Raw genomic sequence first — 23,569 nt, forward strand, 5'->3', positions numbered from 1 at the left:
CCCAGCCTCGCGTATCAGTCCGACGCCGTGCCGCTTCCAGACGCTGGATCAGCGCCCGGTTGCGTACCTGCGCTGTCGCCGTTGCCGCCAGCAGTCCGCCCACCTTTGCGCCCGCGTCGTTGAAAGAAGGCGGCGCCCTTCGCACGCCATGCCTCCTTCGCTTCCGCGTTCTGTGACGCGGCGGCATCGAGCAGCACACCGGCAAGCGTTTCCATGTCGAGTGTATCTGCACCCGTAGCGGTGACGAGCTGCCCGAGCTGTTCGACCCGGCGCGCCTTCAGCCCACGCGCCTTGTCCTCCAGCGCCTTCAGCTCCGCGTTGTAGTCCCGCACCTTGCGCATGATGCCTCCATCGTCCGCGTCTTGGTCACAGCAGCCTAGCAAACCGACCAGGGAGGACAACCCACATCAACAGCCAGCACTAAGTCAATCAGGAGATGCAAAGCAGATCGTGAGTGCGCGCTTATACGTCGTTGCCGACGTGCGCTAAGAAGTGCATCATGCCGTTCGCGATGGCGATCTACCATTTCAGCGCCAAGGTCATCAGCCGTGCGAACGGATCCAGCGCCGTCGCGTCTGCCGCCTATCGCTCCGCATCCGAGCTTCACGACGAGCGGCTTGGGCGCAATCACGACTTCTCCAACAAGGCCGGCGTCATCCACTCCGAGGTGTTGCTGCCAGAGGGCGCGCCGGAGCGTCTGACGGATCGCACGACGCTGTGGAACGAGGTGGAGGCAGGCGAGAAGCGCAAGGACGCACAGCTTGCCCGCGAGGTGGAGTTCTCGATCCCGCGTGAGATGAGCGAGACGCAGGGCGTAAGCCTCGCCCGCGATTTCGTGGAGAGAGAGTTCGTGAAGCGCGGGATGGTCGCTGACCTCAACGTGCATTGGGACAAGGCGAAGGACGGAAGCCCTAAGCCGCACGCGCACGTCATGCTGGCAATGCGCGAAGTAGGTCCGGAGGGGTTCGGCAAGAAGGTCCGCGACTGGAACTCGACCGAGTTGTTGAAGGGCTGGCGCGAGGCATGGGCGGCACACGTCAATGAGCGCATGGTGGAGCTGGGGCTGGAGGGGCGGATCGACCATCGCTCCTATGAAGACCAGGGCATTGCGCTGGAGCCGCAGCACAAGATCGGGCCGGCGGGAATGCGCCGGCTCGACCGCGGCGAGGACGCCGAACGTGCCGAGGATCATCGGCGGATCGCCCGGGAAAATGGCGAGAAGATCGCGGCCGACCCGCGCATCGCGCTCGACGGCATCACACGGCAACAGGCGACCTTCACGACCCGCGACCTTGCCGCGTTTGCCTTCCGTCATTCGGATGGCAAGGAGCAGTTCGACCAGGTGATGGCGGCGGTGCGCGCCAGTCCCGAGCTGGTGGCATTGGGCAAGGACGGACGCGACCAGGAGCGGTTCACCTCCCGCGACATGATCGCGACCGAGGCGCGCTTGGAGAAGGCGGGCGACGAGCTGGCGCGACGCGATGGGCATGGCGTGTCCGAGCGGCACCGTGTCGGTGCGCTTGGGGCTGCCGAGGACCGCGGGCTGGTGCTGTCGGGCGAGCAGCGCGACGCCTTTGACCATATCACCGAGGGCCGCGGGCTGGCGTCGGTGATCGGCTATGCCGGCACGGGCAAGTCGGCGATGCTGGGCGTCGCGCGCGAGGCATGGGAGCGCGAGGGCTATCAGGTGCGCGGCGCGGCCTTGTCCGGGATCGCAGCCGAAAACCTTGAGGGCGGATCAGGCATCCAGTCCCGCACCATCGCCAGCCTTGAACATGCGTGGGCGCATGGCCGCGACCAGCTGTCCCGCAACGACGTGCTGGTGGTGGACGAGGCAGGCATGATCGGCACCCGCCAAATGGAGCGGGTGCTGTCCCATGCCCGTGACGCCGGCGCCAAGGTGGTGCTGGTGGGTGATCCCCACCAGTTGCAGGCGATCGAAGCCGGCGCGGCGTTCCGGTCGATCGCGGAACGGCACGGTGCGGCCGAGATCACCGAGGTTCGCCGGCAGCACGAGGACTGGCAGAAGGACGCGACGCGGGCACTGGCGACCGGCCGTACGGCCGAGGCGATCCACGCCTACACCGACCGCGGCATGGTCCACGCGGCCGACACACGCGAGGGGGCGCGGGCCGATCTGGTGGACGGGTGGGATCGTCAGCGCCAAGCCGATCCGGACAAGACACGCATCATTCTCACCCACACCAATGCCGAGGTGCGCGAGCTGAACCAGGAGGCACGCGAACGGGTGCGCGCATCGGGCGGGCTAGGCGAGGACGTGGGTGTTACCGTCGATCGGGGCGCACGCGACTTCGCAGCCGGCGACCGGATCATGTTCCTGCGCAACGAGCGCTCGCTGGGCGTGAAGAACGGCACGCTGGGCACGCTGGAGCGGGTCGAGGGCGGGCACATGGCGGTGCGGCTCGACGGGGGCGGCCGCGCTGCGTTCGACCTCAAGGACTATGCCGCGGTCGATCACGGCTATGCCGCTACCTTCCACAAGTCGCAGGGCGTGACGGTCGATCGCGCGCATCTTCTCGCCACCCCCGGCATGGACCGGCACAGCGCCTATGTCGGCATGTCGCGGCACCGCGACGGGGTGCAGCTCCACTATGGCCGTGACGACTTCGCCGACCAGCGCCAGCTTGCCCGCGTGCTATCGCGCGACCGCGCCAAGGACATGGCCGGCGATTATGCCGTGCCCTCCGACGAGGACCGGGCGCGCAGCTTCGCCGAGCGGCGCGAGATACGCTGGCCCGAGCGCGCCCGTGAGATCGGCCACCAGGTCCGCGACAAGGCCAGAGGCATGTTTGCCGGCTTCCGGCCGAAGCCTGTTGCCACGCCCGAGAAGGCGTCCATGCCGGATCGCGCCGAGGTGGCGATCGGCGCCAAGCCGGATCAGGGCAAGGCGATTGAACGGTATGCGCGCGCGGCAGCCGATATAGGCCGGATGCGCGCGCGGGAGTTGCCGGTGCTTCCGCATCAGGAGAGCGCGCTACGCCGTGCCGGCGAGGCGCTGGACCAGGTGCGGCCCGATGGCGCGCGCGACCTCGACTCAGCGTTCCGCCGCGATCCCGGACTGGTCGGGCAGGCGGCCGAGGGCAAGATTGGCGGCGCGGCGCGCGCGATGGCCGAGGAGCGCCGGGTGCGGCTCGACCCCGACGCGCGCGCCGACCGGTTCGTGGAGAGCTGGCGGGGGCTGGCGCGCGAGCGGGCAGGCGGTGACCAGGCCGGGGCCGAGAAGGCCGTCACGCGCATGGGCGCGATGGCGGAGGGCCTGCGCCGCGACCCCGAGCTGGCGAAGGCGCTGGAACGCCGCGCGCTCGAGCTGGAGCTGAAACTGGAACGCGGCCGGAGCATCGAAAAATCGCTGGAGCAGTCAATCGGGATCGGCCGCGAGCGCGACAGGGGCATGAGCCTATAAGGGGATTACGTGTGACGGATGAAGAAGGGCCGAATGAAGCCGCGCAGGCGTTCGAGGAGCTGCGCGCCGAGGTGACGCTGATGCGCCGTGCCGTCGAGCGGCTGACTGCCGAGCGCATGGAGGTGCCCGAGCCGCCCGACTATTCCGAGACGCTGGGCGTCATCGCTAACAATATCACCGCCACCGCGCAGCGCGTCGATATGCTGGTCAAAAGCCCTATGCTGGCGATGACGCCCGAACAGTTGGCGGGACGGATCACCGCGGCGGCGAGCACGGCGCGCCAGGAAGACCGGCAGACGATCGCCACGGCGCGCACCGGCCTGGAGGACGTGACCCGCCAGCTTCACGGCTACGTCGTATCAGCGCGCCGGGGCGACGAGCAGAACCGCTGGCTGATGTGGAGCGCGATCGGCGGTGTGGTGGTCGGGATGATGTTGTGGGCGGTGTTCGCCGGCATCGTTGCCCGCGCCGTGCCCGCGAGCTGGCAATGGCCGGAGAAGATGGCGGCGCGCTCGCTCGACCTGCCGATGTGGGAAGGCGGCCAGCACCTCATGCGCGCCAGCGCGCCGGACGCTTTCGCCAACATCGCGGCAGGCGATCGGATCGTCACCGCTAACCGGCAGGCGCTGGAGGCGTGCCGGAAGCGCGCGGATAAGGCGCGAGAGGCGGTGCGCTGCACGATCAAGATCGAGCCCGAGGCGAGGCGTTAGGGTGGCGGACACTCTCACCCCGGCAGGCCGCTCCGAGCGCATGAGCCGCATTCGGGGCAAGAACAGCAAGCCCGAGATGCTGGTGCGCCGCATCGTGCATGGCATGGGCTACCGCTATCGGCTTCACGACAAGCGTCTACCCGGTAGCCCCGACCTTGTGTTTCGCGGCCGGAAGAAAGTCATCTTTGTCCACGGATGTTTCTGGCATCGTCATCCCGATCCGAATTGCAAACTGGCGCGAATGCCAAAATCCCGGCAGGATTTCTGGGGACCGAAGCTGGAGGGCAACCGCGATCGAGACGAGCGCAATCGTGCGATGCTGGACCGAAAGGGCTGGCGGGAGCTGGTTGTTTGGGAATGCGAATGCGGGCAAACGGAACACTTGAAGAACAAAATACGTGGATTTCTCGATGACGACCAAGGAAACGCCCATGCGGGCCATTGAGCTATTCGCCGGCGCCGGCGGGCTGGGCATGGGGATCAGCAAGGCGGGATTCCGTCCCATGCAGGTGGTCGAATGGGATCGCTGGTGCTGCGATACGATTCGAGAGAACCGCAAGGTAAAGGCGGGTGGTATTAGCCATTGGCCGTTGCCGACCGAGGGTGACATTCGAGCCGTCGATTTTCGACAGCACGAAGGCAAGATCGACCTTGTGACGGGTGGACCACCTTGCCAGCCATTCTCCCTTGGCGGGAAGCATCGAGCACATGCCGACGCGCGCGACATGTGGCCGGAAGCTGTCCGGGTTGTGCGCGAGACGCGCCCGCGCGCGTTCGTGTTTGAGAACGTGAAGGGGCTGACCAGGGCGAGCTTCGCCACCTACCTTGCTCATATCGTCCACCAGCTCACCTATCCCGAACTCACGTTGCGGCCGGGCGAGACGTGGATGGAGCACATGGCGCGCCTAGAGCGTCACCACACCGCCAAGGGCGGTTCGGACGAGCTGCGTTACAACGTCGTGTATCGGGTGCTCAACGCAGCCAATCACGGGGTGCCACAACGGCGTGAGCGTGTCGTGTTCGTCGGCTTCCGCGCGGACCTTGGCATTGAATGGTCCTTCCCGGAGGCAACCCACTCGCTCGAAGCGTTGCTATGGGAGCAGGTACGAACGGGTGACTATTGGGAGCGGCACGAGATCGCCAAGCGCGACCGGGTGCTTGATCCACGCTTCCGCGCCCGCGGCATGGCGCTGTTGGAGAAGCCGGCGGACAAGCCGTGGCTGACCGTGCGGGACGCGATTGGAGACCTTCCTGATCCGGAGCTTCAGCCGGAACTCGCGGCTGCCTGCCTCAACCATCGATTCCAAGGTGGCGCCCGCAGCTATGTGGGCCACACTGGCAGTCCGCTTGATGAACCAGCCAAGACGCTCAAGGCGGGCGTCCACGGTGTCCCGGGGGGCGAGAACATGCTGCGTCGCGCCGATGGAAGCGTGCGCTATTTCAGCGTCCGAGAGAGCGCCCGGCTACAGACCTTCCCTGACAAGTACCGCTTTCATGGCTCATGGACCGAGTCCATGCGCCAGCTCGGCAACGCCGTCCCGGTGAAGCTCGCGCAGGCCGTTGGAGAGAACGTGGCGAGGCATTTGACCGCCGCATGAGCCGTAAACCCACACCCGCGCCGTCGCCGATCGCCGAACTGCGCGCGAATCTCGACCAGCTCATCGAACAGACGACCTCGACCACCCTGTCGGCGCCGCGGCGACGGACGCTTGAGAAGGAAATCCGGGGTGTCATCGAGGAGCTAGGCTCTTTTCTGAACACGCTGGACCCGATCCGGCAGCCTTCGGCGGTGTTTGATCCCAGCAATCCCAAGGTGGTGGGGCGGTTCGTCTCGCTCGCGCTGGTCGCGCAGCAGCGTCACCCGTTGGCCGAGATACCGCGCTTCTATGGCTCCGGCATCTACGCCATCTACTACAACGGCCCATTTCCGCTGTATGCGCCCATCAGCGGAAGCGAGACGCCAATCTACGTCGGCCAGGCCGCGCCCGCGATCAACAATGCCCGTACCCCGCTGGAGCAGGGGCCGCGGCTTTGTGGGCGTCTTTCAGACCACCGTAAGAACATCGGTACGGCCATCACCACGCTCGACCTTGCCGACTTTCAGTTCCGATCGCTGGTCGTTCAGAGCGGCTGGGAAACGGCGGCCGAGGATTACATGATCCATCTGTTCCGGCCGATTTGGAACAGCGAGACGAGCATACTCTATGGCTTGGGCAAGCATGGAGATGACGCGACCACCCGAGCCAATAAGCGCTCGCCGTGGGACACGCTCCATCCCGGCCGGAAATGGGCGGAAAAGTCCAAGGAAGATGCCAAATCGCCGGCAACGATCGAGACGGAGCTAAGCCGGCATTTTGAGGAGCACCCGGTATTTCCGGACCTTGAGCATGTGCTGACCAGCTTTTTGGACGAACTGCGTCAGGTGTAATCAACAGAACCCAATTGGGGGAGATCGAAGGGGCGATCACAACAATGAGCGAAGCACAGGCACTCGCGAACATCGTCACTTGGTCGGAGGATAGTCCTGGCTGGCAGCGTGACGCGCTTCGTCGGTTAGCTACAGGACATAGCCTCGCCGACCATGATGTCGATGAGTTGGTTGCCATCTGCAAGGGCCAGGTAGCGGCCGACCCCGTGTCTGCTGACAACTTCCGTGATCCCGCCCGCATTCAAGGCCAAGTCAATCTCCGCCGCGTCCATGGCGTGAACCACGTTAATGCGCTGGCGCCCGATCAGCGGTTGGCCTTTCAGCCGCATGCCCCGGACACGGCCAAGCCGAACTCAAGGCCTGTTCGGCCCCCGCGACCATGTGGACACTCTGAAAATAGCTGTCCCGTTCCGCCCAGCGCAGATAGGCCGCACGCAAGGCCGCACGATCATCGCGCGGCGCGCCGCACTCGGCCTTTCGCGCGACGATCATCATGTCCAGCACGCCTTGGAGATATGCTCCACACCTCTGCTCCGCGGCGCGGCAGCTCGCGAGAAGCGCGGCACCTTGCATGTCCGACTGTTTGGTTTGCGCCAGCGCCGGAGCATGAGGAGCGACCGCCCCCATCAGCGCCAAGATCATGGTTGCACGTTTCACCGTTTTCGTCCTTTCCGAACCCGGCTGGGCCGGGTGAAGGGGCGCGTCCGAGCTTAAGGTGCTGACACGCCTCAATCGCATTTTCATTCCTCGCTACCTGTAGCGAACTGCAATGATGATCGCCCGGACGCGCAATAAAGGGCGGTTTCCGGCGCACGTTGTTTGAGACAGATAGTCTCGCCAGACGCAAATTCCGTGAGACATAGCGCACGGTCAGTGAGACGGACGCACATTGCTGATCCGCCGGCGCACGAACGGCAAAAAGTGGTGGAGAAGCGACAGGCGGGTTTCGGTAACGCGATCACAAGAAGCGGCCGTCCAGATCGCGGCTATAGCCCCCGCGTTTCCTCAACGAGAATGCTTTCTGCCTCATCGATACCCGCCCAAAAATCAGCTCCGGTATCCACGAACGGAATGTCGAATACCAAGCAATCATCGCGTAGCTGGCGGCTTAGCTGCTGGCTGACTTTGAGATATCGGCGGACGTTCTCAATCCCGGTTCGATGAAGCCAGTCGGTTGGCGGCCTTGTGTGGCCTGCAACTGCCACAGCTTTGTCCTCGATCGGGATATTAGGATAACCAAGGAAGCAGGCCCTCACCGGCTGGTCAGCCTCCTGAATGAAACGGGCTACCGCTTGAGGGCGAAGGTTCACCCCTTCGACCAGATAGTCCCGTCGATCGAAGATGGCATGATCGAGAATAGGTTCGATGATAGGCCACATCTGGTCTGCGGTGCCAAGGTCGTCGGCTCCGGGAAGAACGCCAAGCGAGCGCGCACCCAGATGAAGACCCATCTTCAAGGCGTCCAGCGTGAACCAAGGAACGCCGTGGCGAGCGCACATACGCCCAGCCAGAATCGACTTGCCGCTTCGGCTGCAACCTCCAACGATATAGAGCATCAACGCCTCTTAGCGCGGCCGATGCAATGTCGGCTATCGGGAACTTGGCTCGTCCGCTGCAACGCCCGACACTGGGCGATAGCTGCCAATTGTGGCGATGTTGGCACCGCAAGAATAACGAGCGGTTTTCTGGTGGCGGGCGATACTGGCCCATGAGGCGCACCGCGTGACCAGAAAACCCGTTGCGGCAAACAGCACCAGCTTGGCCGTGCCGGTTCGGCTATTCTCGTGCTGCTCGCGCCAGCGGATCAACAATGTGCGCCCGTCTCACCGACCGTGCGCTGCGTCTCAACGATCGTGCGCCCGCTGCGCCGATCCGTCTCAAACAATGTGCGCCGGAAACCGCCCTTCATTGCGCGTCCGGGCGGTCATCATTGCAGTTCGCTACAGCTACCGAGCACCTGGCCTTCGGGCGTCACGAACAGCTCGACTGTCTTGCCAGCGCTGTTCCAGTTGCCCATCGGGCCGTGGTCGGGGTCGGGCGGCGATGACGGCCCGAAAAGCCGATCGCCTGATCGTCAGCTTCGTTGCAGGTTCATTTTGTCAAGGGCAGCGCGCAGGCCGCGGGCGAGCTTGGCTGCATCCTGGTTCGCCCAAAAGTGCATGAAGAACAGGCGCGGCTCGTCGTTCAGCATGTGATTGTGCAGTGCCGTAACTTCGATCCCGCTGGCGCGCAGCGCGCGCATGACCGGATCGACCTCGCTCGCTACCAGCACGAAATCGCCGGTGATCGCGGCCTTGCCGCCCCCGGTCGGCTGGAAGTTGATCGCGGTCGCGGTTCCCATCGTGGGCGGCGTGACCATACCGGCATCCATCAACCTTTCCGCGCGCGGGAAGCTGTATTGGAGGACGCCGCCATTCGGCTTGCCCTTGGCCCCCATCACGCCGTCAAGTGCGGCCGTGTTGAGATCGACGGGCGGCGAGCTGCCGGCCCCGGCTGAGGGCGGTTGCGAGTCCCTGGACGGCGCGGCGAGCGGGGTGCGGCTTTCCGCCAGCGCGGCGCGCAACGCGGTCGCGAGCTTCACCGGGTCGCCATGCCCGGCGATGTGCAGGTACATGGTGGCGGGCGCGGAGCGCAGCAGGTGATTGTGGAGCGCGGTGATCGTGAAGCCGCCGGCCAAGAGGCGGCTTATCACCGGGTTCACCTCCTCGTGCGTCAGCACCAGGTCGCCCATCACCATAGTGTCGTCACCCATCGGCTGGAACGCCGCCCAGGAGCCGAGCGCCAGTGCTGGCTTGATCGCCACGCCGTCGAGAGTGACGTGCAGGTCGGAGCGCGGGAAGCCGTAGCGATGGACACCGCCCGCCTGTTCGGTGCCCGGTCGGCCGAGCGCAGCATCGACCTTGTTCCAGTCGGGCGCGGCCCAGGCCGGGGCGGCGAGCGCGGCGAGAACGCCGGCCAGAAGGGGTTTCATCATCCAATCTCTCCTATCATCAGCGCCGGCACGGATAGGCTTCGCGCAACGCGACGGTCTCCCCGCGCTGCGCGTGCGCCGCGGTAGGAGCGATCCCGCCCGAGACGAGCAGCGCCAGCATGGTCCCGGTCAGACGTGACATCGCCCTCTCCTCGCGCGTTCGCCAACCCAAGTATGTCTATGGTTGCATGAACGATGATGCAACCGTTACACTCCAAAATCCGGATGATACAGTTATGACGAACGCCGAACCCAGCCCTTGGTTGCTGTTGATCCCGCAGCTTCCCGCCAAGCCCGCCTATTTGCGGGTGAAGGTGTGGCGGCGTTTGCAGGCGATCGGGGCCGCGCCGCTCAAGAACGCGGTCCACGCGCTCCCCAACCGCGCCGACACTCGCGCGCTGTTCGAGGATTTGCACCGCGAGATTGCCGACAATGGCGGCGAGGCGCTGATCCTAGAGGCGCGGCTGGTAGGTGGCATCGGTGACCCCGAGCTTCGCGGAACTTTCGACGCGGCGCGCGATGCCGATTACGAGGAGCTGGCGCGCGAGGCGCGGACCTTGGCGGAAGGCGAGTATGTTCCCCCCGGCGAGGTTCGCCGGTTGCGCCGCCGGCTGGACGAGATCGCCGCGATCGACTTCTTCGGCGCGCACGGGCGGCAAACGGCCGAGGCGGCGCTTGCCCCGGCGGAAGCCCGGGCGGGCCAGCACCCCGACGTGACCGGGCCGGGCGCGCCCGAGCTGGCCCAGGCCGAGCTTCGCGGGCGCACTTGGGTCACGCGCGTCCACATCCACGTCGACCGCATCGCGTCAGCGTGGTTGATCCGGCGCTTCATCGACCCGGACGCGACCTTCAAGTTCGTGGAGGGCAAGGGTTACGCCCCCGAGCCCGGCGAGCTGCGCTTCGACATGGCGGACGCCGAGTTCACGCACGAAGGCGACCGCTGCACCTTCGAGACGCTGGTGTTCCGCCGAGGGCTCGACGGCGACCCGGCGCTCGTCGCGCTGTCGGAGATCATCCACGACCTCGACATCGCCGACGACAAGTTCGGCCGGCCGGAGACGGCCGGCGTCAGCGCGCTGATCGAGGGGATATGCGCCGCCACGCCCGACGACCCCGACCGGCTCGCGCGAGGCGCGGGCGCGCTCGACGGCTTCTACGCCCACTTCACCAGGCGACGAGGAGAATGACGATGGAGGCGACCGCGACCGCGCCGATCGCAGGCCCGAGCCCGCGGGATCACGGCATCCCCTTCGGCGAAGCGCTGCGGGTCTGGGCCAAGGTTGCCGCCTTAAGCTTCGGCGGCCCGGCCGGCCAGATCGCGATGATGCACCGCGTGCTGGTCGAGGAGCGGCGATGGATCGGCGAGGAGCGGTTCCTTCACGCGCTCAACTATTGCATGTTGCTGCCCGGCCCCGAGGCGCAGCAGCTCGCCATCTACATCGGCTGGCTGCTCCACAAGACCAAGGGCGGGCTTGTCGCTGGCGCGCTGTTCGTGCTCCCCGGCCTGGTCGCGATCATGGCGCTGAGCTGGGTCTATGCGCTGTTCGGCAACGTCCCCTTTGTTGAGGCGCTGTTCTTCGGCTTGAAGGCCGCCGTGCTCGCGATCGTGCTTCAGGCCGTCGTGCGCATCGGCTCGCGCGCGCTGAAGAACAACGTCATGCGCGGGATCGCGGCGGCATCGTTCGTGGCGATCTTCTTCCTTGGCGTTCCTTTCCCGATCATCATTCTTGCGGCCGCCATCGCCGGCTTCCTTGGCGGGCGCGCACGCCACCCCGCCTTCATGGGCGGGGGCAGCCACGGTGCATCGGGCGGCAAGATCGTCCGCGATGCCGAAACCGCGCTTGGCGAGCACGTCCCCGACCACGCCCGCCCCAGCCTCGCATGGTCGCTCCGGATCAGCGGTGCGCTCCTCGCGCTGTGGCTCGCGCCGATTGCGGCGCTGCTCGCGTCAGTCGGACCGGGCAATGTGTTCACGCAGATCGCGCTGTTCTTCTCCAAGATGGCGGTGGTGACGTTCGGGGGCGCTTACGCCGTGCTCGCCTATGTCGCTCAGCAGGCCGTCGAAAACTACGGCTGGCTTCGTCCCGGCGAGATGCTGGACGGACTTGGCATGGCGGAGACGACGCCGGGGCCGCTGATCATCGTGACGCAGTTCGTCGGCTTCATGGGCGCGTTCCGGCAAGCGACCGGCTTGCCCCCGCTGCTCGCCGCCACCTTGGGGGGCTTGCTCACGACCTGGGTGACGTTCGTGCCTTGCTTCCTCTGGATCTTCCTGGGCGCGCCGTTCATCGAGAAGCTGCGCGGTAACAAGGCGCTGTCGGCCGCGCTCGCCGCCATCACCGCAGCCGTGGTCGGCGTGGTGCTCAATCTGGCGGTGTGGTTCGCGCTCCACACCCTGTTTCACCAAGTCCGCGCCCTGCCGATCGCCGGCAGGACGCTGGACGTGCCGGTGTTGTCCACCCTCGACCCGGCCGCGCTAGCGTTGACCGTCGCGGCCCTGGTCGCGATGTTCCGGTTCAAGTCGGGCGTGATCCCGACCTTAGGCGCGTGCGCTGCGGCGGGCGTCGCGCTTCGCTTGTCCGGGCTCGCTTAGAGCTGGAGCCCGAAGCGCGGCCCCACCCACGTCATCGCGAGGTAGAGCGCAACCGTGAGGAGACACCCCGAGGCGAGCGCCAGCCAGAACGGCGCGCCGCGGTTGAGCATCGCCGCAATGAGTAGGAACATCGGCAAGGACGGCAGCACGTACCAGAAGGTCGCGCCGGCATGGGCCGCCATGCGCGCCCGATCGTGCGTGTCGCGCCAGAGCCAGATCATGCCCAGCACCGAGACGAGCGGGAGCGAGGCGATCAGCGCGCCGAAACCGGGGCTGCGCTTGGCGATCTCCGACACGGCGACGATGATGACGGCCGATATGCCGGCCTTGAGAAGCAGGTAGAGCATCAGCGCACCTCGACCGTGAGGTGCGCCAGCTCGTGAACCGGCGCGAGCCGCTGGCGGACCAGCTCGCCATTCCGAACGCCGGCGACGCTGACGATCGCCGCGTGCGCTTCCGGTCCGACCTTCCAGACGTGCAGGTCGGTCACTCGGGCGTCGCCGGGAGCTTCGACCAGCTCGCGCACCTCGTCGGCGACATGCGCGTCGGTGCGATCGAGCAGGACGGCGGCCGTGTCGCGCATCAGGCTCCATGACCAGCGGGCGATGACGACCGCGCCGACGATCCCCATGACCGGGTCCATCCAGACCCAGCCGAGATACCGGCCGGCGAGCAGCGCCGCGATGGCGAGGACCGAGGTGAGCGCGTCGGCGAGGACATGAACATAGGCCGAGCGGAGGTTGTTGTCGCCGCCGTGAGAGCCGTGGGCGTGCGCATGATCGTGCCCGTGGTGATGATCGTGCCCGGGCCCGTGCCCGTGATGGTGGTGACCGCTCGAGAGCAGAAAGGCGCTGGCGATGTTCACACCTAGGCCGACGACGGCAATGATCGTGGCCTCCCCGAATGCGACCGTGATGGGCTGAAACAGGCGCAGCACCGATTCCACCCCGATCCCGAGCGCGATCAGGCCGAGCACCATGGCCGAGGCGAAACCGGCGAGGTCGCCAACCTTGCCGGTGCCGAAGCTATAGGCCGGGTTGCGCGCGTGACGCTTGGCATACGCATAAGCCGCCGCAGCGACCGAGAGCGCGCCGGCGTGCGTCGCCATGTGGAACCCGTCCGCGAGCAGCGCCATCGAGCCGGTCAGGTATCCGGCGATGATTTCGCCGACCATCATCACGGCTGTGAGTGCGACCACCCACAGGGTTCGGCGGGCGTTCTCGTCGTGCGAGCTGCCCAGGAAAACGTGATCGTGGGCAAAGCGGTCGATTTCGGAAGCGGTAGGCATCGAGCACAATCCTACTTGGCGTAACGGCGGATCACCGCCAGCAGCTCGTCGGCTCCGTGGGCGCGCTCCTCGTCCGTCAGCCCCGACCGAGCAACGTGCGCTTCCAGGTGTTCGGCGATAATTTCGTCCATCAGCCCGTTCACCGCGCCGCGGACGGCCGCGACCAAGTGCAGAACCGTCGCGCAGGAGTCGCCTGACGTGAGGCCGCGTTCGACGGCCCCGACTTGGCCGGCGATACGACGCACGCGTGCGATCAGGTCGGCGTTGGAACCGGAGAGATGAGCCATATACCCCCCTCCCCTATGCCGGGCAGATCGCAAGAACAACCCGGCGCATTACCGCTGTTCAGAAAACGGCCGGGGCTGTTGAAAAATGCGCCGCTCGCGGCCGGGTACGGTTGAGGGCGGAATGACACCCTAAGGTCTTGCGATCCCGTCTCGCATGGGATGGTTGATCGGGAAAGAGAACCCGTTCCCGAAACTCACCCAAACACGCTGTTGTGGGAACGGCTAACGCAACGGCGCTTTGGCTTCGGGGCCTTCGAACCAGCGGTTTATATCGTCGGGCGATGTGACCGCCGCCTGGTTGAACACGAAACGTGCGTTCGGGTAAGCGGCGTGGAGTAGGTTCACCAGCCCCTCGAACAGCAGCGTGTTGTCGGCGACGAGCCGCACCCCCGCGCCGATCAGCAGGGCGTCGAACGGTCCCTGTTCCACGGCCCTGCCGACGACATCCTCGGGCGTATCGCCGTTCCTGATGAGGACGTTGACGACCTCGAAGCCCGCCTGGCGCAGCATGGCGACGTTGCCGTCGTTCGCCTGCCGCAGCTTGTCCTCAGTCAACCCCTCGAATCGCTTGAACTCGGGCGTATCGAAATCGACGCGCTCCGGATGAAGGCCGGTTTGCAGGACGCGAATGGTCATGGCGGTTCTCTCCCGATGCTGGCGGTACGGAAAGCGCTAGCTTAGGCCAGTCCGACCGGCGGCTCGTCGGACCAGAGCTGGTCGACGCCGAGCGGCGCGCCATGCTGGTGGACGCGGGCTTCGCCCCAAGGCTCTGAGTGCATCTGCCCCAGCGTATCGACGACGTTGTAGGTCGACTCCAGCGGCTTGCCCGCGGCGCGGTCGGCGAGCCAGTCGGCGATCAGCGGGAAGAACGGCGTGCCGAGCTGCGATGAGCGCGAGCCGCCCATGCCGTGCTCCTCGCCAGCATACATCACCAGCGTCTTGGGCCCCGGGACGTTGTTCAGATGCTCGATCGTGCAGGCCGCATCGGTCAGCGAGTCGTCCTCGCCCGACATGACGAAACACGGCATCTTGAGCTCGCGGCTGATCCGGAACACGTCCATCCGGTCCATGATCCGCTCCAGCGCCTCCTCGTCGGCGGAGCCCGTCATGTACATGAAGCGCTGCCGGAACGTGGGCGCCGCCATCTGGAAGATCGCCCAGTTGCGCGGCTGGAAGTTGGTGTACATCACCGCCAGTGCCGCGAAGCGCGGCTCCGCCGCCGCCATCTGCGTCGCCCAGAAACTACCGAACGACAGGCCCCACATCATGATCCGCTCGGGGTCCACCTCCGGCCGAGCCGCCGCGGCGTCGAACGCGCTCGTGCCCAGCGCGCCCTGACGGTCGGGATCGTACCAGATGCCGCGGGTGAGGCACGTGCCCTGGCCGGGGCCGTCGAGCATCAGAATCGCAAAGCCGCGGCGCAGGAAGCGGTCGGCCGAGCCGCCGATCTGCAACTCCTTGAACGCGTCCATGCCGCTGACCATGACGAGGCAGGGCAGCTTAGTGCCCTCGGCATAGCCGGGGGGCAGGTGGAACCAGCCGGGCACGGTGGTATCGCCGAACCGCACCTCGACCGCCTCGACCCGGTGGTCGGCGTGCGGAATGTAAGCCGCCGCCGTCGCCGCTGCCCGACGGCTTTCCGGCCATCGCGGTCGGGACGGGGCCTCTGTCGTCGCGCGGGACCATGACCGATCTGTTCGTCGCCGTGCTGGCGGCTGCGCGCGAGACGGTGACGATCACCACGCCCTATTTCGCCCCCGATCCGCCGCTGATCGGCGCAATCGTGGCGGCGGCGCGGCGGGGGGTCGCGCTGCGTATCATCTTCCCCCGCCGCAACGACAACCGCATCGTCGGCGCGATCAGCCGAGCCTATTACCCGGTGCTGGCGAAGGCCGGCGTGCGCATCTTCGAATATCGCGGCGGCCTGCTCCACGCCAAGACGCTGATCGCCGACGGATCGCTCGGGCTGGTCGGTTCCGCCAACATGGACCGCCGCAGCCTCGACCTCAATTTCGAGAACAACATCCTGTTCGATTCAACCGACCTCGCCGAACGGGTCGCCGCGCATCAGCGCGCGTGGCTCGCGGATGCGATCGAGATCGACCACGGCGGCATCGCGGCGCGTTCGCTGCCGCGACGGTTCGTCGATAATCTGCTGACGATGATCGCGGCGGTGTTCTGACGTGGCGGGTGCAAGAGAGACCGGTCGATGGTGAACGTAACGGCGATCGTCGCGGCGCTGGTGGGATCGCTGGCGGGCGGCGTGGGGCATTACCTGCTCGCCCGGCGCTCGTCGCGTCAAACGCGGCGCGCGATGATGACCGGCCTGGTCGCCGAGGTCGCCGTGCTTCGCCATCTGCTCGACCTGCAGTTCGGCAAGGCCGGCACAGCGGACGGCCCCATCGCGATCTTTCCGCTCACCTATCACGGCGAACTGGCGGCGGTTTACGACGCGCTGAGCGCGCATCTGGGCAGTCTCGACGAACAGGATGCCGAGCGGATCGTGCGCTTTCACACGCTGTGCAAGACCATCATCGGGATGGCGGACACGACAGGTGCGCCGCCCGTCGCGCCAGCACTGATCGCCGAAACCCTGACGCTAGGCGAGGCGATCGTCGCCGACCATCGCGGTTAGCCGCCGCACAGCCCGGTGAGGACACGCCGCGACGGCGCGAAGAATGTCGTCCCCGTCTTCGGCGTGGAAAAGTCCAGCAGCCGGTCATGGCGGCCGGGCGGATCGCCGACGAACATCCGCTCGAGCATCTTCTCGATCACCCAAAGGCGTCGCGAATAGCCGATGAAATAGGTGCCGAACTCGCCGCGCGCGGGATCGCCGTACGGCATGTTGTCGCGCAGGATGTCGTGCTCGGTGCCATCCTCATCGACGATCGTGCTGAGGGTCTTGTGCGATTTCTGCGCGTCCGCGCCGGCATCGGGGAGCTCGACGTTATCGACCTTGGTCCGGCCGATGATCTCTTCCTGTGCGCTTGCTCCCGCCGCGTTCCAGCCCGTCATGTCGTGCAGGTATTTCTGCACCACGACATAGCTGCCGCCGGCGAAATCCGGGTCTTCCTCGCCTACCAGCGCGGCGGCCGGAATGTCGTGACCGGCGGGATTGGCGGTGCCATCGACGAAACCGAGCAGGTCGCGTGCGTCGAAATAGCGGAACCCGGACACAGCATCCACGACCCGCACCGCCTCACCGAGCGCCGCCAGCAGCAGCCGTTCGAACTCGAAACACAGATCGACCCGCTCAGCGCGGATATGGAACAACAGATCGCCCGGCGTGGCGGGAGCCTGATGCTTGGCGCCCACGATCGGTTTGAACGGATGCAGCTCCGCCGGCATCTGTGCGGTCTTCGCAAGTCGCCTCCAGATGTCATGGCCCACGCCGACCACGCACGACAACCGGCCGGCCAGATCGCGAAAGCCCACCGTCTTGATGAGGTCGTCGACCGTCGCCAGCGTCTCGCGCACGTGCGCCAGCGCCCGATCGTCCGGCTCGACCGCCACCACGAGGAACACTGCCGCCTGCGACAGCGGCGCCTCGACGCTCTGCGCGTCGATCGGCACACGCTCCCAGGTCTGTCCGGTCATCGTTCGTCCATTCGTCGCTTGTGTGTCAGGACAAGGCGCTGGCGGCATCGTCGATCAGGCCCGTCACCGCGTCGCGCCGAAAGGCCAGCGAAGCATGGCTCGCGTCGAGGCGGATGGTCTTGCGCGCGTCCATCCGGCCCGACATTTCCGGGTTGGCCCAAGGCGCCGCTTCGCCCCGGAAGCCGTGAGCGGGAACGATTGCCGGTTTCGCCATGTGACGTCTCCCGAATATGCCGCGCGTGCGCCATTGCCTTGAGGGCCGGTATCGATCCCGCCATGCGCGTTGGCAAGAGATGCGCCGGCGCGGAAGGGGTCGCAAGCGTTCGAGCTATTCCCCGAACGGATAGCGCGGTGCCTGCGTTCCTTCGATCGTGATCCACTGGATCTCGGTCAGTTCCTCCAGCCCGACCATCGCACCCGATCGACCGTAGCCGCTGTCCTTCACGCCGCCGAACGGCGCCTGCGCTTCGTCGTCGAGCGTCACCGCGTTGATGTGCGCCATGCCGGTGTCGAGCCGCTTCGCCATGTCGAGTGCCAACGTCACGTCGCGGCTGAAGATCGCGCCGGTCAGGCCGTAATCGTTGTCGTTGGCGACGCGCAGCGCCTCCTCCGCGCTATCGACCGTGACGATCGAGGCGAACGGACCGAACGATTCCTCGCGGAAGACGCGCATGTCCGCGGTCACGCCGGCCAGCACGGTGGCGGCGAAGCAGCGGCCCTGCACGGTGCCGCCGGCGAGCAGCCCGGCACCCTTGGCCACCGCGTCGTCGACCAGCCCGGTCAGGTGCCCGACCGACGCATCGTTGATGACGGGGCCGAGGATGGTGTCGCTCGCGCGCGGGTCGCCGACCTTGAGCTTCTTTGCCGCGGCCGCCAGCCGGCGGGTGAACTCCTCGGCGATGGGACGCTCGACGATGATCCGCTCGGTCGACATGCAGCCCTGGCCCGAATTGGCGAACGAGCCGAACACCGCGGCATTGACCGCGCGATCGAGGTCGGCGTCCTTCAGGACGATGAACGGCGCCTTGCCGCCCAGTTCCAGCACCACCCGCTTCAGATATTTCGCCGCTTTCTCCGCGATGATCTTGCCGACCCTGGTCGATCCCGTGAAGTGGATGCGCCGCACGGCCGGGTGCGCGATCAGCGCATCGACGATCGCCGGCCCGTCCTTGGGCGCGTTGGTGATGAAATTGACGACGCCGGCCGGGAAGCCCGCATCCTCGAAGCACTGGGCGACCAGGCCGTGGGTGCGCGGGGTCTGCTCCGACGCCTTGATGACGACGGTGTTGCCGAGGATCAGTGCGGCGGGGACCGAGGCGGCCATCAGGAGAACCGGCGCGTTCCACGGCACGATGCTGACCACGACGCCGGCCGGCTTGCGGATCGCGACGCTGGTGCGGTTCGTATTTTCCGACGGGATCACCTCGCCGGTCAGCCCCTCATAGGCGGCGCCGGCGGCGTAGCGCAGCTTCTCCTCCATGATCCGGGCATTGTATTCGCCCCAGGCGGCCGGGCCGCCCATCTCGGCGGTGACGGCGGCGCTGATCTCGTCCTTGCGCGCTTCCAGCGCGTCGGCGGCGGCGAGCAGATAGGCGCGGCGCCGGCTGGGCGGCAGCGCGGCCCAGCCGGCGAACGCCTTGTGCGCGGCGTCGGCGGCGCGATCGACATCCGCGACGGTCGCGGCGGCGGCACGGGTCGCCGGTTCGCCCGAATAGGGGTCAAGCGATTCATAGGTCGCGCCGTCCGACGCCGGCGTCCATGCGCCAGCGATCAGCAGCTGTTGGTGGTTGATGGCCATGAAACCGTTTCCTTCCGTCTGGCGGACGCCGTCGATCGAACCGATCGGATCCTGCCGTGACGAAGGAAATACTGTTCCCCGCCTTCGCGATAAACCGGCGGACGAAAAACGCACTGTTATTGATGCCAGAAACAATCCGGTCAGAGGTAGGGCTGCATCGTGGTTTCGACCCAGACCAGAAACGCGCGCATCTTGGCCGACAGATTGCGGCGGTGGGCCACCACGAACCAGACCGGCAACGGTTCCGGCGGATAGGCAGACAGGATTTCGACCATCTCGCCACTGTCGAAGAGCGGCTGCATCGCTGCGAGACCCGCCTGGATCAGCCCGATGCCCGCCAGCCCGGCGGCATGATACGTCTGGACATTGTTGACGCTGACGTCACCCGGCAGGCCGAGGGTCGCATAGCCGTCGCCGTCGGGATATTCCCAACCGAAGCTCCTCGTCCCCAGAGCTGGTGCATAATGCACGATCCGATGGCCCTGACGGACGAGATCGTCCGGCGTCAGGGGTGTGCCATATCGCGCGAGATAGGCGGGACTGGCGGCGTTCACCATGCGCAGCGCGCCGAGCGGCCGTGCGATCAGATTGTCGTCGCCGATCGTCCCGACCCGCAACACGCCATCGAACCCTTCCTGCACGATATCGACGCGCCGATCGGTGCTGGATATTTCAAGTTCCAGTCCGGGATGGGCGGCGAGCAGCGCCGGCAGCGCCGGGATCAGCATCGCGCGGGCCAGTTCGGTCGGCACATCGACGCGCAACCGGCCGCGCACCGTGCCGCCGTGCTGCGTGAACATGGCGTCCAGACCTTCCGCCTCGGCGAGCAATTCCATGGCACGCGCATGGAAAGCGCGACCGTCGTCGGTCAGATGAACCGCACGCGTGGTGCGATGGAGCAACCGGACGCCGACCGTCGCTTCCAGGTCACGCACCGCGGTGGACACACGCCCCTTGTGCATTCCGAGGCTTTCGGCGGCCCTGGTGAAGCTCGCCATATCGGCGACGCGGGCGAAGATGATGAGCGGGGTCAGATCGCGCATCACGCCAGTCTAAGGCAATCCCGCGGCGTGGCCATGTTCCGATCATCCCGGGCACCGGCCTGGGGCGCGGCGTTGCACGGCGACGACGCTTCGGGGCGCCGGCCACGGTGTCGACCTGTTGCGCGACGAGACGGGGCCGGCGTAGAATCCGTCCGTGCTGGATTCCCGTCTGAGATATGCGGTGGCCGTGGCCCGCGTCGGGTCTTTCTCGGGTGCGTCCAAGGCGGTCGGGGTTACGCAGTCGGCGATCACCAAGAGCGTCGCCGATCTGGAGCAGCAACTCGGCTTCGCGATCTTCAACCGGACGTCGCGCGGCGTGGCGATGACGCCGGAGGGTCGCGATTTCATCGACCGGGCGGCACGGCTGCTGGCGGATGCCGCAGACCTGTTCGGCGAGCGCGACCGGGGCGCCGACCCGTTCGCGGGGCAGCTTCGCATCGGCCTTTTCCCCGGATCGATCGACTGGCTGATGACGGGGCCGGCGATCGCGCTCCTGAAACGACATGCCGGCGTGCGCTTCGAAACCGTCTCCGGTAACAGCGAGCGGGCGGTGCAGTTGCTGTCGCGCGGTGACATCGACGTCGCATTCGGGCTGGAGGCCGCGTTTTCCGGCTGGCCGCAGTTCAAGTGCGATCGCATCGCGACGATCGAGATCCTTCCGTTCGTGCGCAGGGAGCACCCGATCCTGACAAGGCATTCGATCGACAAGCGGGCGCTGACGCAGTTCGATTTCGTCGTGCCGTCGTCGTCCGAACCCTATACGCCGATCATCCAGCAACTCTACGAGCAGGACGGTCAGCGCCCGGAGGATCGGGTGCACATGACCGACTATTTCCCGCTGGCGCGGCAGATCGTCGCCGCGACCGACACCGTCGGGCTGGTGGCCAAAGCCTTCACCGCCGGCCGCTGGTTCCGCGATGGGTTCGTCGCGCTGCCCGATACCGGACTGCTGGAGCCGCTGGTGCTGGCCTATGCCGCCCGCGCGCGCTGGCAGATCAAGCCGGCAGCGCGGGATCTGATCGCCCGCGTCCGCGAGGCCTGGACGCCGGCGCCGCGGAGCGAGGCGCCGGCGACGAACGGCTAGAAGTTCAGCGCGAACTCGCCGCCGATGACCCTCCCCTTGTTAAGCGGCGACAGGCTGGCGCCCGGTCCGCCGAACGCGACGGTGAGCGGCGTATCGCCACCATAAGTCACTTCGTTCAGCAAGTTGCGGGCGTAGGCCGAGAGGCGCCATTTGCGGCTCGCGGCGTTATAGGTGAGGCTCGCATCGAGCATGTCCGCAGCAGGCAGAAAGCCGACATTGTTGTCGGTGAACCGGGCGGTGTCGCGATGGGTGAAATCCACGCGTGCGGTCGCGCTCCCCAGCGCGCCCAGCGCCTGATCGTAGGTCAGCCCGGCGCCATAAGTCCAGGGTGACAGCCGCGGCAGCTTCAGGTCGCGATCGATGCCGTTGATGACGCCGTCGCCGCTGATGTCGAAGCGGACGTTGCGATACTGGCCGTGAACATAGCCGAGCTGCCCGGACAGGACGAGGTTGGGCAGGATGAAGAACTGACCCTCCGCCTCCACGCCCTGGATCGTCGCGTCGGCGGTGTTGCGGATCACCTGGCTGATGCCCAGCGGGCCGGGCAGGTTGATCTCGCGCTGGAGGTCCTTCATCCGGTTATGAAAGGCTGCCAGGTTCAGCCGGCTGCGTCCGAACTGCTTCTTCGTCCCGATCTCGAAACTGTCCTGGACCTCCTGATCGAAGGGGCCGGGCGGCACGCCAAGATCGGTGTTGCGCAGGTTATAGCCACCGCTGCGGAAGCCACGCGTATACAAGCCATAGACCTGCGTCTGGTCATCGGGCTTCCATTGCAGCCCGACCTTCGGTGTGAAGCTCTTCCAGTCGTTGCTGTCGACGAAGTTCGTCGCGCAGCGCAGCGTGTCGAGGTCGCAGCCGTCGGCACGCAGGGTCGAGATGCGCACGGCCTTGCGCTCCCAGCTATAGCGACCACCGAGATTGAACGTCAGCGTGTCCGCGAAATGCCAGTCGGCGGACGCAAAGATGCCCCATGTCGTCTGGTCCTGAGTCCCGCCCCCCGAAACGATGCGGCTGTTGCCGAGAAGGTTGCGCCGCTCGGCATAGGCCAGATCCTGTGTAAAATAATACAGGCCGGTCGTCACTTCCACAGAGCCGAACTTACCGGCATAGCGCAGCTCGTTACTGAGCTGTTTCTGAGCGATGTTGAAGAAACCGTTGAAGAATGACTGCGGCGTGCCATCGATGTCGGTCGCGGTTCTCGAGCGGAACTGGCGGTAGCCCGAGATGTTCGTGATGACACCGTCGCCAAAGCCGACATCGACATTGGTTTCGACGATCGCCTGGTTCCAGATCGCCTTGTAGAAGCCCGGAAAATCAATCGACAGCGCGAACGTGTCACGCGGGAGTACCGCGTGACTCTGGACCGGCGCCCCGTCTCCATCGACGTCGCCGTGTTCGTAGCGGATGTCCATGCGGAAATCGTCCCCGCCTTTGACGGAGAGCGCGGGGCGGACAATGATGTCGCGCGACCTGCCAAAACTCCGACCGTCGAAGCGATTACGGAACCAGCCGTCGTCGTCGCTGTAATAGACCGCCAGCTTGGCCGCCAGCACGTCGTCGATCAGCGGCCCCGTCACCATACCGCTGACGGTCTTCTTCAGGCCGGTCTCGACCGAAGCCTTGGCGTTGGCGCGGAACGTGAAGCTCGGACGTGTCGTACGCATCACCACCGCGCCGCCCGTCACGTTGCGGCCGAACAGCAGCCCCTGCGGTCCGCGCAACACCTCCACCCCCTCGAGGTCGAAGTTATCGAGCACGACGCCCGCGTTGATGCCCAGATAGATGCCGTCGACGAAGACGCCGACGGTGGGATCAATAGACGGGATGGTGCTGTTGATGCCGAGACCGCGAATGGTGAAATTGGCATATCCCGGCGCGGTCCCAACGCCGTCGAGCTGCACGTTGGGCACGTCGTAGCTGAGGCTCTGAAGGTTCTGGACGAACTTCGCGTCGAGCTGAGCCTCGCCGAACGCCGTCACCGCGACCGGCACGTTCTGCACGCTCTCCCCATAACCCTTCTTGGTGGCGGTCACGACGATGTCTTCGGACAGTGCTTCGGTGGCGCTCGATGCAGGCGCTGCGGTTCCCGCCGGTGCAGGCGTCCGGGCCGCCGGTGGCGCGGGAGCATCGGCCCCGGTCTGCGCAGGCGCTTGCCCCTGTGGTCCGGCTTCGGCGGCAGTCGGTGCCGGCGCCTCTTGCGCATGTGCCGGCCCTGCCGAAACCAAGGCGGCAGACGTCAGCAGCCAGTATTTCATAGCCCCTCTCCATATTGTCTGTATTTTTGTCGAGGCAGGATCACCTGCCTCGTGCGCGCCGTCCAATTCAATGCGCGGGCGATCTATTCCC

24 protein-coding genes are annotated in these 23,569 nt (G+C 66.3%); 10 read left to right on the forward strand and 14 right to left on the reverse strand.

The annotated features are described in order from the left end of the window. Positions 1-14 precede the first annotated feature (14 nt). The gene (locus JW805_00145) at positions 15-341 is read right to left on the reverse strand and encodes a conjugal transfer protein TraD (GenBank protein ID MBN2970424.1); all 327 of its coding nucleotides are present in this window, start codon (positions 339-341) and stop codon (positions 15-17) included. Between the two features lie 170 nt (positions 342-511). Here JW805_00145 and traA point away from each other — a divergent pair, with 170 nt between their 5' ends. From traA to JW805_00170, 5 genes are read left to right on the forward strand one after another with little or no spacing between them, the layout of a single operon-like run. Further along, on the forward strand, positions 512-3,424 hold the full coding sequence (gene traA / locus JW805_00150) for a Ti-type conjugative transfer relaxase TraA (GenBank protein ID MBN2970425.1): 2,913 nt from the start codon (positions 512-514) through the stop codon (positions 3,422-3,424). Positions 3,425-3,435: 11 nt separating this feature from the next. After that, a complete protein-coding gene (locus tag JW805_00155) occupies positions 3,436-4,134 on the forward strand; it encodes a hypothetical protein (protein MBN2970426.1) in 699 nt (232 codons plus the stop codon). 1 nt (position 4,135) lies between these two features. Continuing rightward, positions 4,136-4,579: a DNA mismatch endonuclease Vsr gene (gene vsr, locus JW805_00160; GenBank protein MBN2970427.1), complete on the forward strand. Its 444-nt coding sequence runs from the start codon at positions 4,136-4,138 to the stop codon at positions 4,577-4,579. Then, on the forward strand, positions 4,566-5,732 hold the full coding sequence (locus JW805_00165; protein ID MBN2970428.1) for a DNA cytosine methyltransferase: 1,167 nt from the start codon (positions 4,566-4,568) through the stop codon (positions 5,730-5,732). The genes vsr and JW805_00165 overlap by 14 nt, the downstream gene beginning before the upstream one ends. Further along, positions 5,729-6,562 (forward strand): Eco29kI family restriction endonuclease, encoded by an 834-nt coding sequence (locus tag JW805_00170; protein MBN2970429.1) that lies wholly within the window; start codon positions 5,729-5,731, stop codon positions 6,560-6,562. Before JW805_00165 ends, JW805_00170 begins: the two co-directional genes overlap by 4 nt. A 125-nt stretch (positions 6,563-6,687) precedes the next feature. Here the strand turns inward: JW805_00170 and JW805_00175 are convergent, their stop codons facing one another. From JW805_00175 to JW805_00185, 3 genes are all read right to left on the reverse strand, one after another. Then, positions 6,688-6,891, reverse strand: coding sequence for a hypothetical protein (locus JW805_00175; protein ID MBN2970430.1), 204 nt, complete (start codon positions 6,889-6,891; stop codon positions 6,688-6,690). A gap of 657 nt (positions 6,892-7,548) precedes the next feature. Further along, on the reverse strand, positions 7,549-8,118 hold the full coding sequence (locus JW805_00180) for a hypothetical protein (GenBank protein MBN2970431.1): 570 nt from the start codon (positions 8,116-8,118) through the stop codon (positions 7,549-7,551). Between the two features lie 518 nt (positions 8,119-8,636). Further along, the gene (locus JW805_00185; protein MBN2970432.1) at positions 8,637-9,536 is read right to left on the reverse strand and encodes a DUF1259 domain-containing protein; all 900 of its coding nucleotides are present in this window, start codon (positions 9,534-9,536) and stop codon (positions 8,637-8,639) included. Positions 9,537-9,796: 260 nt separating this feature from the next. Here JW805_00185 and JW805_00190 point away from each other — a divergent pair, with 260 nt between their 5' ends. Together JW805_00190 and chrA are read left to right on the forward strand one after the other, a co-directional pair. Next, a complete protein-coding gene (locus tag JW805_00190; protein ID MBN2970433.1) occupies positions 9,797-10,720 on the forward strand; it encodes a chromate resistance protein in 924 nt (307 codons plus the stop codon). 2 nt (positions 10,721-10,722) lie between these two features. Further along, on the forward strand, positions 10,723-12,126 hold the full coding sequence (chrA, locus tag JW805_00195) for a chromate efflux transporter (GenBank protein ID MBN2970434.1): 1,404 nt from the start codon (positions 10,723-10,725) through the stop codon (positions 12,124-12,126). On the opposite strand, the gene JW805_00200 is transcribed toward chrA, so the two are convergent. From JW805_00200 to JW805_00220, 5 genes are all read right to left on the reverse strand, one after another. Beyond that, on the reverse strand, positions 12,123-12,473 hold the full coding sequence (locus JW805_00200; protein MBN2970435.1) for a DUF3147 family protein: 351 nt from the start codon (positions 12,471-12,473) through the stop codon (positions 12,123-12,125). The two genes, chrA and JW805_00200, sit on opposite strands and share 4 nt — an antisense overlap. Then, positions 12,473-13,414: a CDF family Co(II)/Ni(II) efflux transporter DmeF gene (gene dmeF / locus JW805_00205; GenBank protein MBN2970436.1), complete on the reverse strand. Its 942-nt coding sequence runs from the start codon at positions 13,412-13,414 to the stop codon at positions 12,473-12,475. The genes JW805_00200 and dmeF overlap by 1 nt, the downstream gene beginning before the upstream one ends. 11 nt (positions 13,415-13,425) lie before the next feature. Further along, the gene (locus tag JW805_00210; protein MBN2970437.1) at positions 13,426-13,701 is read right to left on the reverse strand and encodes a metal/formaldehyde-sensitive transcriptional repressor; all 276 of its coding nucleotides are present in this window, start codon (positions 13,699-13,701) and stop codon (positions 13,426-13,428) included. A 222-nt stretch (positions 13,702-13,923) separates the two neighbouring features. Continuing rightward, positions 13,924-14,337 (reverse strand): hypothetical protein, encoded by a 414-nt coding sequence (locus tag JW805_00215; GenBank protein MBN2970438.1) that lies wholly within the window; start codon positions 14,335-14,337, stop codon positions 13,924-13,926. A gap of 41 nt (positions 14,338-14,378) precedes the next feature. Then, on the reverse strand, positions 14,379-15,269 hold the full coding sequence (locus tag JW805_00220; protein MBN2970439.1) for a prolyl oligopeptidase family serine peptidase: 891 nt from the start codon (positions 15,267-15,269) through the stop codon (positions 14,379-14,381). A gap of 116 nt (positions 15,270-15,385) precedes the next feature. Between JW805_00220 and JW805_00225 the strand changes: the two genes are divergently transcribed. Further along, positions 15,386-15,883: a hypothetical protein gene (locus JW805_00225; GenBank protein MBN2970440.1), complete on the forward strand. Its 498-nt coding sequence runs from the start codon at positions 15,386-15,388 to the stop codon at positions 15,881-15,883. Positions 15,884-15,910: 27 nt separating this feature from the next. Continuing rightward, entirely contained in the window at positions 15,911-16,336 is a 426-nt protein-coding gene (locus JW805_00230) for a hypothetical protein (protein ID MBN2970441.1), read from the forward strand. Here the strand turns inward: JW805_00230 and JW805_00235 are convergent. From JW805_00235 to JW805_00250, 4 genes are all read right to left on the reverse strand, one after another. Then, on the reverse strand, positions 16,333-17,298 hold the full coding sequence (locus JW805_00235) for a Dyp-type peroxidase (protein MBN2970442.1): 966 nt from the start codon (positions 17,296-17,298) through the stop codon (positions 16,333-16,335). The two genes, JW805_00230 and JW805_00235, sit on opposite strands and share 4 nt — an antisense overlap. A gap of 25 nt (positions 17,299-17,323) precedes the next feature. Next, complete coding sequence (locus JW805_00240; protein MBN2970443.1) at positions 17,324-17,512, reverse strand: hypothetical protein; 189 nt, start codon at positions 17,510-17,512, stop codon at positions 17,324-17,326. Positions 17,513-17,626: 114 nt separating this feature from the next. Further along, positions 17,627-19,096: an aldehyde dehydrogenase family protein gene (locus JW805_00245; GenBank protein MBN2970444.1), complete on the reverse strand. Its 1,470-nt coding sequence runs from the start codon at positions 19,094-19,096 to the stop codon at positions 17,627-17,629. Positions 19,097-19,236: 140 nt separating this feature from the next. Next, positions 19,237-20,139 carry a LysR family transcriptional regulator gene (locus JW805_00250; protein MBN2970445.1) on the reverse strand — a complete coding sequence of 301 codons (903 nt, stop codon included), beginning with the start codon at positions 20,137-20,139 and terminating at the stop codon, positions 19,237-19,239. A gap of 154 nt (positions 20,140-20,293) precedes the next feature. Between JW805_00250 and JW805_00255 the strand changes: the two genes are divergently transcribed. Continuing rightward, positions 20,294-21,223, forward strand: coding sequence for a LysR family transcriptional regulator (locus JW805_00255; GenBank protein MBN2970446.1), 930 nt, complete (start codon positions 20,294-20,296; stop codon positions 21,221-21,223). Here JW805_00255 and JW805_00260 read toward each other — a convergent pair. Beyond that, entirely contained in the window at positions 21,220-23,478 is a 2,259-nt protein-coding gene (locus JW805_00260) for a TonB-dependent receptor (protein ID MBN2970447.1), read from the reverse strand. The genes JW805_00255 and JW805_00260 overlap by 4 nt on opposite strands. Positions 23,479-23,569: the final 91 nt, after the last annotated feature.

The organism is Roseomonas aeriglobus (assembly GCA_016937575.1).
Taxonomy (GTDB): Bacteria; Pseudomonadota; Alphaproteobacteria; order Sphingomonadales; family Sphingomonadaceae; genus Sphingomonas; species Sphingomonas aerigloba.

Bases quoted from the DNA above. Each gene is read 5' to 3' on its own strand.
- JW805_00185 (MBN2970432.1), bottom strand. From the start codon at position 9,536: ATGATGAAACCCCTTCTGGCCGGCGTTCTCGCCGCGCTCGCCGCCCCG.
- chrA (MBN2970434.1), top strand. From the start codon at position 10,723: ATGGAGGCGACCGCGACCGCGCCGATCGCAGGCCCGAGCCCGCGGGAT.
- JW805_00210 (MBN2970437.1), bottom strand. From the start codon at position 13,701: ATGGCTCATCTCTCCGGTTCCAACGCCGACCTGATCGCACGCGTGCGT.
- JW805_00225 (MBN2970440.1), top strand. From the start codon at position 15,386: ATGACCGATCTGTTCGTCGCCGTGCTGGCGGCTGCGCGCGAGACGGTG.
- JW805_00260 (MBN2970447.1), bottom strand. From the start codon at position 23,478: ATGAAATACTGGCTGCTGACGTCTGCCGCCTTGGTTTCGGCAGGGCCG.
- JW805_00215 (MBN2970438.1), bottom strand. From the start codon at position 14,337: ATGACCATTCGCGTCCTGCAAACCGGCCTTCATCCGGAGCGCGTCGAT.
- JW805_00180 (MBN2970431.1), bottom strand. From the start codon at position 8,118: ATGCTCTATATCGTTGGAGGTTGCAGCCGAAGCGGCAAGTCGATTCTG.
- JW805_00165 (MBN2970428.1), top strand. From the start codon at position 4,566: ATGCGGGCCATTGAGCTATTCGCCGGCGCCGGCGGGCTGGGCATGGGG.
- JW805_00175 (MBN2970430.1), bottom strand. From the start codon at position 6,891: ATGCGGCTGAAAGGCCAACCGCTGATCGGGCGCCAGCGCATTAACGTG.
- traA (MBN2970425.1), top strand. From the start codon at position 512: ATGGCGATCTACCATTTCAGCGCCAAGGTCATCAGCCGTGCGAACGGA.
- dmeF (MBN2970436.1), bottom strand. From the start codon at position 13,414: ATGCCTACCGCTTCCGAAATCGACCGCTTTGCCCACGATCACGTTTTC.
- JW805_00170 (MBN2970429.1), top strand. From the start codon at position 5,729: ATGAGCCGTAAACCCACACCCGCGCCGTCGCCGATCGCCGAACTGCGC.
- JW805_00200 (MBN2970435.1), bottom strand. From the start codon at position 12,473: ATGCTCTACCTGCTTCTCAAGGCCGGCATATCGGCCGTCATCATCGTC.
- JW805_00145 (MBN2970424.1), bottom strand. From the start codon at position 341: ATGCGCAAGGTGCGGGACTACAACGCGGAGCTGAAGGCGCTGGAGGAC.
- JW805_00245 (MBN2970444.1), bottom strand. From the start codon at position 19,096: ATGGCCATCAACCACCAACAGCTGCTGATCGCTGGCGCATGGACGCCG.
- JW805_00230 (MBN2970441.1), top strand. From the start codon at position 15,911: ATGGTGAACGTAACGGCGATCGTCGCGGCGCTGGTGGGATCGCTGGCG.
- JW805_00235 (MBN2970442.1), bottom strand. From the start codon at position 17,298: ATGACCGGACAGACCTGGGAGCGTGTGCCGATCGACGCGCAGAGCGTC.
- JW805_00250 (MBN2970445.1), bottom strand. From the start codon at position 20,139: ATGCGCGATCTGACCCCGCTCATCATCTTCGCCCGCGTCGCCGATATG.
- JW805_00240 (MBN2970443.1), bottom strand. From the start codon at position 17,512: ATGGCGAAACCGGCAATCGTTCCCGCTCACGGCTTCCGGGGCGAAGCG.